The 9378-nt window shown below is 66.4% G+C and carries 9 protein-coding genes and 1 pseudogene; 1 reads left to right on the top strand and 9 read right to left on the bottom strand.

Features of this window, described 5'->3' with window-relative positions; all coding sequences use genetic code 11:
• From QOC69_RS10510 to QOC69_RS10475, 8 genes and pseudogenes are all read right to left on the bottom strand, one after another.
• Nucleotides 1-665 (bottom strand): annotated as a pseudogene (locus tag QOC69_RS10510) (NAD(P)-dependent oxidoreductase); the annotation flags it as partial.
• A gap of 26 nt (nucleotides 666-691) precedes the next feature.
• Entirely contained in the window at nucleotides 692-1909 is a 1218-nt protein-coding gene (locus tag QOC69_RS10505; RefSeq protein ID WP_526439095.1) for an acyl-CoA dehydrogenase family protein, read from the bottom strand.
• A 1-nt stretch (nucleotide 1910) separates the two neighbouring features.
• On the bottom strand, nucleotides 1911-3116 hold the full coding sequence (locus tag QOC69_RS10500) for a cytochrome P450 (RefSeq protein ID WP_526439093.1): 1206 nt from the start codon (nucleotides 3114-3116) through the stop codon (nucleotides 1911-1913).
• Nucleotides 3117-3237: 121 nt separating this feature from the next.
• Nucleotides 3238-4053 carry a mycofactocin-coupled SDR family oxidoreductase gene (locus tag QOC69_RS10495; protein WP_526439091.1) on the bottom strand — a complete coding sequence of 272 codons (816 nt, stop codon included), beginning with the start codon at nucleotides 4051-4053 and terminating at the stop codon, nucleotides 3238-3240.
• Between the two features lie 19 nt (nucleotides 4054-4072).
• A complete protein-coding gene (locus tag QOC69_RS10490) occupies nucleotides 4073-4282 on the bottom strand; it encodes a hypothetical protein (RefSeq protein WP_526439089.1) in 210 nt (69 codons plus the stop codon).
• A gap of 5 nt (nucleotides 4283-4287) precedes the next feature.
• Nucleotides 4288-4737, bottom strand: a complete 450-nt coding sequence (locus QOC69_RS10485; RefSeq protein WP_526439087.1) for a Zn-ribbon domain-containing OB-fold protein — start codon at nucleotides 4735-4737, stop codon at nucleotides 4288-4290.
• Nucleotides 4734-5933, bottom strand: a complete 1200-nt coding sequence (locus tag QOC69_RS10480; protein ID WP_526439085.1) for a thiolase family protein — start codon at nucleotides 5931-5933, stop codon at nucleotides 4734-4736. Before QOC69_RS10480 ends, QOC69_RS10485 begins: the two co-directional genes overlap by 4 nt.
• A 4-nt stretch (nucleotides 5934-5937) precedes the next feature.
• Nucleotides 5938-7074 (bottom strand): amidohydrolase family protein, encoded by a 1137-nt coding sequence (locus QOC69_RS10475; protein WP_526439083.1) that lies wholly within the window; start codon nucleotides 7072-7074, stop codon nucleotides 5938-5940.
• Nucleotides 7075-7208: 134 nt separating this feature from the next.
• Here QOC69_RS10475 and QOC69_RS10470 point away from each other — a divergent pair, with 134 nt between their 5' ends.
• Nucleotides 7209-7895, top strand: a complete 687-nt coding sequence (locus tag QOC69_RS10470; protein ID WP_526439081.1) for a TetR/AcrR family transcriptional regulator — start codon at nucleotides 7209-7211, stop codon at nucleotides 7893-7895.
• Nucleotides 7896-7899: 4 nt separating this feature from the next.
• On the opposite strand, the gene QOC69_RS10465 is transcribed toward QOC69_RS10470, so the two are convergent.
• Nucleotides 7900-9378 (bottom strand): CaiB/BaiF CoA transferase family protein (locus QOC69_RS10465; RefSeq protein WP_526439079.1); only part of this gene is annotated, 1479 nt, incomplete at its 5' end.

The raw sequence follows: 9378 nt of genomic DNA, 5'->3' as shown, positions 1-9378 counted from the left end.
ACCGATGCGCTGCGCCTGCTCCGCCGCGTGGCTCCGCGCGCTGCACACCTGCAGCGTGGACAGCAACACACTCGGTTCGACGCCCAACTGAGCGCCCAGTTGCGTTGCCGCAGCCAAAAGTTGAGCGCCGCGAACAACAGGTTGTTGATCAGCTTGAGCGCCAACGCACTGCCGAGCGGTCCGGTCGCCACCACCGGGTCGGCGTAGGCGGTCAAGACCGGCGTCACGGCGGCGACCGCGTCACTCGGTCCACCGATCAACACGGTCAGGGTGCCCGCGGCGATGTCGTCCGCGGTTCCGCTCACCGGGGCGTCGAGCACGACCGGCCCGGACGCCGAATCGGCCCGCAGGGCCTCGAGGGTGGACACGGTGCCGGTGGTGTGGGAGACGAACACCGAGCCGGGCTTCGCGTTGGCGACGAATCCGTCAGGGCCCAGTCCGGTTTCGCGCAGCTGCGCATCGGAGAACAGACACGAGATCAGGATGTCGCTGCCTGCCGCCAGGTCGGCCACCGAATCTGCCAGGGCGGCGCCGTGGGCCTCGAGTCGACGGCGGGTGTCGTCCCGTCGGGCATACACCAGCACGTCGTGGCCTGCACCGAGCAACCGCTCGACCATCGGCTCTCCGAGCTGTCCCGCGCCGAGGAATCCGATCGTCTTGCCCATGCAGTTCTCCGTTGTTCGCGCGGACGTCAACCCGTAATGTCCCGTCCGATCAGCTGCCTGGCGATCACCCACTGCAGCACTTCGTTTGCGCCTTCGAAGATCTCGAGGATCTTGGCGTCCCGGTAGAGCTCCTCCAACCGGAAGGTCTCGCCCGTTTCGGAGACCTGACGGGCGAACCCATACCCGCCGTACACCTGGATCGCGTCGCGGGCCATGTCCGCGGCCAGCCGGGTGGCGAAGGTCTTGGCCATCGACGCCTCGGGCTCGGCGTGACGATCGCCGCTGTCGACCCGAAGCGCGGCCTTCTGATAGAGGTTTCGCGCACACTCGAGCTCGGTGGCCCGCTCGGCCAGCCGGTACTGCCAATGCTGCATCGCACCAAGGGGTTTGCCGAACACGTGGCGCGTCCTCATCCGCTCGACCGCGAGATCGAGCGCCGCCTGCGCGACGCCCACCCCGGCAGCGGCGATGCCGATGCGTCCGTACGTCAGCGTCGCCAGCGCGACCGACAGTCCACTGCCCGGTTCACCCAGCACGTTGGCGCGTGGGACGACGACGTCGGTGAAGACGATGTCGGCGGTGAGTTGACCGCGGTGTCCCATCTTCAGGTCGGGCGTGCCGATTCTGATGCCGGGGCTGTGTTTCAGGTCGACGGCGAGCATCGTCATGCCGCGCCCGCTGCGACACAGCACGGCAGCCCAGTCGGCGACCGGGCTGTTGGTGATCCAGCGCTTGCGACCGTTCACCACGAATCCGTCGGCGGTCTCATCGGCCACCGTCTGCATCGCTTCGACGGACAGGTCGCTGCTGGCGTCGGGTTCGGTGGTGGCGAACGCGAAGACGAGGTCGCCGGTGACGAGTCCCGGAATGAGGCGCGCCTGCAACTCCTTCGAGCCGAACGACAACGCCTTCGGCACCAGGATGCACTGCCCGTCGTAGACGCCGGCCATGCTGCTGCTGTGGTAGGCGATCTCCTCGGTCGCCGTGCACGTGCCGAGCAACGGGTAACCCAAACCGCGGCCGAATTCCGCGCCGAACGGAATGGCGAAGACCCCGGCGTCCGCGAGGCCGCGAAACGCCTGCCAGGGGAAGCTGTCCGAGGTTTCCTCCCGCTGCCCGATATCGGCGGCATACGGGGCGACCGCATTCTCGACGGCGAGCCGGACCTCACCGCGGAGCGCGATGGTCTCGGCCGGGAGCCTGACGTCGTGCCACATGCGGTCCTGCGTGCGCGGCACGCTCACGTTAGCGCCACGTCAGGTTCAGCGAATCCACGCCGAACACCTGTCCGCCGTGCTCGATGGCCTGCCCGGCGAGTTCGTAGTCCGGAATGCGCTTGTGCCACTCCTCCAGGACCACCACCATTTCCTGGCGGGCCAGGTGCGAGCCGAGGCAGCGGTGCGGGCCGCCGCCGAAGGACAGGTGGCGGGTGACGCCGCGGTCGAGGTCGACCGTGCGGGCGTCCGGGTAGGCCTCTTCGTCCCGGCCTGCGAAGGCCAGCGAGAACGACGCCATGTCGCCCGCCTTGACTGGACACCCGTGGAAGTCCATGTCCTGAGTGGCCTTTCGTGCCGTCTGCACGATGGGATAGACGCGAAGTATCTCCTCCACGGCCCTCGGGATGAGCTCGGGTTCGGCGACGATCCTGGCGCGGTCGGCCGGGTGGGTGGCCAGGTGCAGCATCGCGTACGACAGCTGGTTGGACACCGTGTCGAGCCCGGCCATGAACAACAGCAGGAGGCAGTTGAGCAGCTCCAGGTCGTTGATCGGTTCGCCGTCGATGGTCCAGTCGATCGCCTTGCTGACGATGTCGTCGGCGTCCGGGTCGCGGTTATCGCGGCGCTGTTGAATCAGCTCGGAGAAGTACCCCATCACGTGGGTCATGCCTTCGAGCCGCTTGGCATTGACCTCCTCTCCCACGCCGCTCTGATGCAGGATCATGTCCTCCCACGCCAGGAACTTCTCGAGATCCTCGACGGGCATGCCCATGATCGTCAGGAAGACCGTCGACGGGAACACGCGCGAAAACCGTTCCACGAAATCGCACCCGCCCTGGTCGACCAGCTGGTCGACGAGTTCCGCCGCCAGCTTCTGCTGCGCGTCGCGCAGACCCTTGACGCGGCCGGGTGAGAAGTACTCCGCCAGCACCTGGCGCCACTTGGCGTGGTCGGGCGGGTCGATCATGATCGGAATCCACTTGTACGGCGGCTCCGGGTCGGTCGGGACGATCACGCTGCTGGCCCACAACTCCGGGTGCTGGAGTCCGTCCAGGATCACCGAGTTGTCTGTGAACACCCAGTACTCCACGCCGGCTTCCCGGTTGCGGAAGACCGGTCGGGCCTCTTCTTGGCACTCGTCGAGCAGGCGGAAGTGGGTCAGTGCAGCCGAGTCCGGCGTGTTCATCTCGATGTCCTTGACGGGACATGTTGCCGTCGGCTGGCTCTCGCTCATGACGTCCTTCCGTAGTGGCCGCGACTGAGCGAAAACGGAGCCTGTCGCTACCGATGACTCATCGCACTAGGTTAACTATGTCGTCTGACGAGCGCAATACTGGTCGAACGGCCAAGGACTGTCAACGGACCGCGAACCCGGCGTCGAGCGGCCAGGCGATGCCGGTGATGAACTTCGCCTCGTCGGACACCAGGAAGGCCACGGCGTTCGCGATGTCCTCCGGCATCAGGATCTGGATGGGCAGCGCGTTCTGCATCGAGGACAATGCGGGGTCGTTGGCTTCTACCATTGCCGCCATGGCGTCGTTCATCACCATCCCAGTTGCCACGCCCGTCGGGTGAATCGTATTGACCCGAATGGAATACTGCGCCAGTTCGTTTGCAAGCACCTGCATCAACCCGACCAGGCCACGCTTCGCGGCTGGGTACGCCTGCCCGCCCGCCCGGTCCGTGCCCGTGGCCTTGAGTCCGGCGCTCGATGACGTCATGACGATCGACCCGCCACGGCCGCCGTCGATCAGGGCGGGGGTGGCGGCCTCCACCGTGTTCCACGCGCCGATGAGGTTGACGTCGATGATGTCGCGGAACGTCTGTCGCCGGTCCCCGCCTCCACCCAATCGGATGACACCGGCGTTCGCGATGACGATGTCGAGGCGCCCGAACTCGGCGAGCCCGTCGGTCACGACCTGCTCCACGGCATCACCGTCGCGCACGTCGGCCTGACGGGCGACGATGCGCCTGCCCTCCTTCTCGACGAGCTTGACGGTCTCGTCGAGGTCCTCGGGACTGGCGTTCGGATAGTCGATGGAGTCGATGTCGCGGCAGATGTCCAGCGCAACGATGTCCGCGCCGTCCGCCGCCAACCGGACTGCGTGAGCGCGACCTTGGCCGCGGGCTGCTCCGGTGATGAAGGCTACTTTGCCGTCGAGTTTTCCCACGTGTTCTGCTCCTCGAGGTCTAGTTCAACGCACTGTTGGTGTGAATGCGGGCCTGTCGCAAGCCTTCCTGCGCATCGTCGACTTCCATGTCCCAGGAACCGCAGGAGCACGTGCACCGGTAGTGCCCGTTCTCGGGCAAGACCGCCTGACCGTCACACGAACCGCCGGTGTTGGCGATGCTGGTCAGGAACTCCAAGGGCTTCTCGTGCAGGGCGCTGTCATCGGACATCGGCGCTACTCCTGCACCTGATCATCGACCCGGAACACGGGAAGCAGCCAGCCGTCGGCAAGCGGGGAGAAGTCGACGCGCAGGGGCATGCCGATCGTGACGTCGGTAGGTGCGATGTCCACGATGTTGGAGACCAGTCGGGCACCTGGAGCGTCGGGAAGATCCAGCACCGCGGGCACCAGGAGTAAGTCGGGCATGCCGGGGAAGCCGTGCACGACGGCGAAGCTGTAGACGGTGGCCTGGCCGCTGAGCTCGACCCAGGTGACGGCCTTGGACTGGCACGACGGACAGAACGGCGTCGGGGGCAGCCGGAAGGTATGACAGTCGGCGCATTGCGGCGCGACCAATCGACGTTCCTTTGCGGCAGTCCAGAACGGCTCGGTGTCCTTGTTGACTGCGATCCGAACGTGTTCACCCGGGATAACAGTGGCCAGCGTCGCCGTGGGGGCATTCATGCCGCCCTCCCCAAGATGAGGCCGCTCACGGGCAGACTCGCGGGACCGCCTGTCACCAAGGCCAACTCAGCGGCCTTCACCTGATTGATGGCCGTGCCGCGCATCTGCTCGACTCCCTCCACGATGTGGGTCATCCCGATGATGTACGCCTCGGAGAGCTGACCGCCGTGCGTGTTGACCGGAATGGAACCGCCGTCGTAACGGATCGCTCCGCTCTCGACGAAGGCACCGCCCTCGCCCTTGCCGCAGAACCCGTAGTCCTCGAGTTGCATGAGCACCATCGGGCTGAAGTGGTCGTAGAGCAAGGCCACGTCGATGTCGGCGGGACTGATACCGGCCTGTTCGTAGAGCCGCTTGGCGATGGGTGCGTTGCCCGAGGAGGCGAAGTACTCGTCGGGCATCCCCATCCAGGCGAACGCCCTCCCCCAGTCGCGCACACCACCGTGCGCCGCGGCGACCACCGGCACCGGCGGCTGCCGCAGATCCTTGGCCCGGTCCATGCTGGTGGTGATCACCGCGACGGCACCGTCGGTCTCCTGGCAGAAGTCGTAGAGACACAAGGGTTCTGCGATCATCCGCGCATTGAAGTAATCGTCCAGCGTGAGCGGTTGGCGGTGCATGGCCTTCGGGCGGTTCACCGCATTGCTCCGCGTCGAGAGCGCAATCTCGGCGAACGCTTCCCGACGGGTTCCGTAGAGGTGCATGTGCCGACGGGCCATAACCGACATCAAATGTCCCGGACCGAACAGCCCCGATGGCTGCAGGAACGAGTTGATCGGATCGGGGTCCAACGCCGAGAACACCGAGCCCAGGCGCTGTTTGGCCTGTTGCAGCGCCATCACCGTGACGACCACCGATGCGTCGCCGGCGACAATGGCGGCCCTTGCCAGCCCGATCGCCCCCGCCGAGCCGCCCCCACCGGACGTCAGCGCGGCAGTGAACCGGATCTCCGGAATACCAAGGGTTTCGACGAAGTCAGCGGTGTCCATCTTCTCGGTGTAGCCCGCGCTGGCCCCCGAGTAGTAGGCGAAGCCGTCGACGTCGGTGACTGGTAGTCCCGCGTCCTCGCACGCCGCCAAGATGGCCTCGCCAGCCAACTCGGTGATCGACTTGGGCAGCGACCCGCCGCGCTTGTAGTAGGGCGTGGCGCCGACGCCGACGATCGCAACGTCGCGCAAACCAGACGAATTAGCCACGCGTTCAGAACTTCTCGACTGGGATGGGCGGAACGTCGGGGAACAGTTCGTAGAACGTGCCCTGCGTGATGCGCAGGCGCGTTTCGTCGCTGACGCCGTCGAACAGCCCCTTCAGAGTGTCCTGGGTATGCCCGAAGGTGCCTTCCATGTGCGGGTAGTCGCTGCCGAACATCACGTTGCGGTAGCCCATGTGTTCGTAGGCCGCGACCGCCGTTTCATCGTGCTGGAAGGACGCGTAGACCTGGCTGAACAGGATCTCCTTCGGATTGCGGCTCAGCTTGGGCCGAACCGCCATGTGGTGCTGGCGGTACCCCTCGAGCAGACGGTCGCCAAGGAACGGCACCCACGTCGCACCACCTTCGGAGATCAACACCTTGAGGTCGGGGTGGCGGTCGAGCGCGCCGGAGGCGACCATTTTCATCGCCGCGCGCTGGCCGGAGAACGTCGTCTCCGCATAGTTCATGATCGCACCGCCCGGTCCGCGGTACACCTGCCCGGCCCCGCCCGCAGCGCCGCCGACGGTCATGTCGACCGGGTCGGTGCCGATGTGGAATGCGATCACCATGCCGGCCTCCTCGGCGGCCGCCCAGAACGGTTCCCACTCCTTGCGGTGCCAGTCGGGCGCGCTGGGATGCGGGGTGGTCGGCAGGAAGACCGCCTTGAAACCCTTGTCCGCCGCCCAGTGCAACTCTTCGATGGCGTCCTCGACCACGAGGGTCGACACCTGCGCGGTCACCACGTACCGCGGCGATACCGCGCAGATCTCCTCGAGCGCCCACTCGTTGCTGGCGCGCATGCACGCCTTCAACAGTTCGGGAGTGCGGAAGGTCGATCCCCACATGCCCAGCGACGGGAAGATCACCTCACCCCAGACGCCTTCCTTGTCCAGGTCGCCCAGCCGGGCCTTGGCGTCCCGAATGCCCTGCGGCTTCATCGACTCCTCGATGAAGGCAGTCATCGCCGACGACGGCAGTTTGCGCCGGAAGATCTGTCCGTCGACGGAGACGGTCTCGTACTCGCCGTCGGGATCCTTTTCCGCGCGCGGGGTTAGGTCGGCGAGGGCCTTCGGCAACCGGGACTGCCACAGGTCGTCGGGCTCGAGGAAGTGGGAGTCGCCCGAGTTCGTCCAGATCATGCTCATAGGTTCTCCAAGGGTCGGTTGCTCACCCGATGATGCCAGCCGACCCGTCGGAAGTCCAGTATTTCTAATATCTATGCATTACTATTTTCGAAGGCGATGCACGCCGGTAAGACTGGGCCGGACGGGAGGGACCGATGACGGAGCTGGGCACTGAAACATCTGCCGGTGCGCGACGGCGCAACGCCTCGGGTGAGTCGACCCGCGTGATGCTGATGGAGGTCGCCGAGCGCCTGTTCGCCACGCGCGGCATCGAGGCGGTGACGTTGCGGGAGATCCAGCAGGCGGCCGGGCAGTCCAACACCTCGGTGATCCGCTACCACTTCGGCTCCCGCGACGGTCTGATCCGTGCGCTGATCTCCTACCGCCAGGCGTCACTCGGGGCCGACCGCCAGGAAATGCTCGAGAGCATGCGCGCGCAGGGCAAGGAGGCTGATCCCCGGGCCGTGATCTGGCTGCTGGTGCGGCCGCTGGCCAATAGCATCGCCGCGGGCGAGATGTTCGCGCCGTTCCTGGCCCGGCTCGTGGAGGATCCGCGGGCGCGCAGCGACTACTGGCCGGACCACGTCGACGACGACTGGACCCAGGAGAAACTGGAGGAGTTGGTCGACGCCGCGCTGCAGGATCTGCCGGAGCGAATCCGGCGCGGCCGAACGTTCCAGCTCTACGTCAGCCTGATCAACGTGCTGGCTGCGGCCGCTCTCTCCGGGCACGGACTCAGCGAGGCGCAGTTGCACAACTACGTGGACACCTGGGTCGGCATGCTGACCGCGCCGGTGTCCTATGAGACACGCGCGCTGATGGCCGAACACGACGACTCCTGACTCGTCAGCTCCCTCCGACGATTTCGTTGGCTCGCAGGTGAGCGATCGCGTCGTCATCGAGTCCGATTTCGCGCAGCACCGCATCGGTGTGCTGGCCGATCGTGCAGCCCGCATCCGCCTTCGTCCGTGAACGCGAGAACCTGCTCAGCGGCGCGAGCCGACGGTGCTCCTCGAAGATCGGACTGACCGCTTCCACGGCGTAGCCGGCCTCGAAGTACGGGTCGGTCTGCAGCACCAACTCGGAGTTCGCCTCGACAACCTCCACGCAACCCACGTCCTGCGCGGACAGTTCGTGCTCCCATTCGAGCTTGGTCTTCGTCGCGAACACGGGCGTCAGTGCGGCGATGAGGTCGTCGTCGTGCGCAGCGCGGGAGTCGGCGTCGGCGAAGCGCTCGTCGGCATGAAGGTCGACGTAGGGCGACATGGCCTTCGCGAACGCGGACCACTCGCGCGGCAGCGGCGCGGCCAGGAAGACATAGCCATCGGCAGCGCGATACATCCGGTACAACGCGTTCATCCCGAAGAACTGATCGTCGGCGGCCACGTTCGCCGGTCGCGACGCATAGTTCGCGTTGTACGGAATCATCGCCTGCTGCACGGTGCCGAGCATCGTGGTGACGACGTTCGTCAGCCGCCTTCCGTGACGCTTGGCGTACAACGCGACCATCAGCGCCGAGCCGACGCCGTGGGCCGCGATGCCGTCGGATTGCACGGCGGGAACCGCTCCGCCCGCGTGGAGTCGGACCGCCCTGCGGTGGAGGTCGTCCAAGTCGGTGGGCGGATCGCCCAAGTCGTGGCTGTCGACGAGAGCCAGACCTGACGCCGCACCGACCGACGGTGCGTAGGCCGCACGGTGCGCAAAGGGACCGTCGACCCCGTAACCGGAAGTCGTTACGAAGGCCAGCTCCGGGTTGACCGCCTTGAGCGACGCCTCGTCGATCTTCGCCCGTTCGGCCGTCTTCCCACGGAAGCACTGCAGCACGATGTCGGACCGCTTCGCGAGCTCGTAGACCAGGTCGAGCCCCTCGGGCTTGGTGAAGTCGATGGCGACACTTTCCTTGCCCTGCAGCACCTTCGCGCCGCCGGCCTCTGGAAAGGCGACCAGGTTGCGGATGTTGTCGCCCTCCAGTGGCTCGACCTTGATCACGCGAGCGCCCAGATCGGCCAGCAGCGTCGCACCGTACGGCCCGGCGAACATGGTGCCGAACTCCAGGACCGTCACACCCTTCAGCGGCGGGTCATCGCGGTCCGCCTCCCGCGCCGGCGAATCGACGACAGCGGCCTGTCCAAAGGTGACCACGCCGTTGTGCTCGCCGAGTCGCGGGGCGGGCCGCAGTTCGCTCAGGGGCTTGCCGTCGGCATGAATGAGCGTCGACGGCTGCCGCACCGGCCCGAGTTCGGGATCGCCCACGGTGGCGGCGCGGCCCTCGTGAGCGGTCTGCGGATGGTCGAGCGAGTCTTCGGCGGTACGGAACAGTTCGCC

Origin of the sequence: Mycobacterium sp., from assembly GCF_032162105.1 — a bacterium.
Taxonomy (GTDB): domain Bacteria; phylum Actinomycetota; class Actinomycetes; order Mycobacteriales; family Mycobacteriaceae; genus Mycobacterium.
The sequence above is the reverse complement of the archived record's forward strand: the minus strand, read 5'-3'. Positions and strand labels throughout refer to the sequence as shown.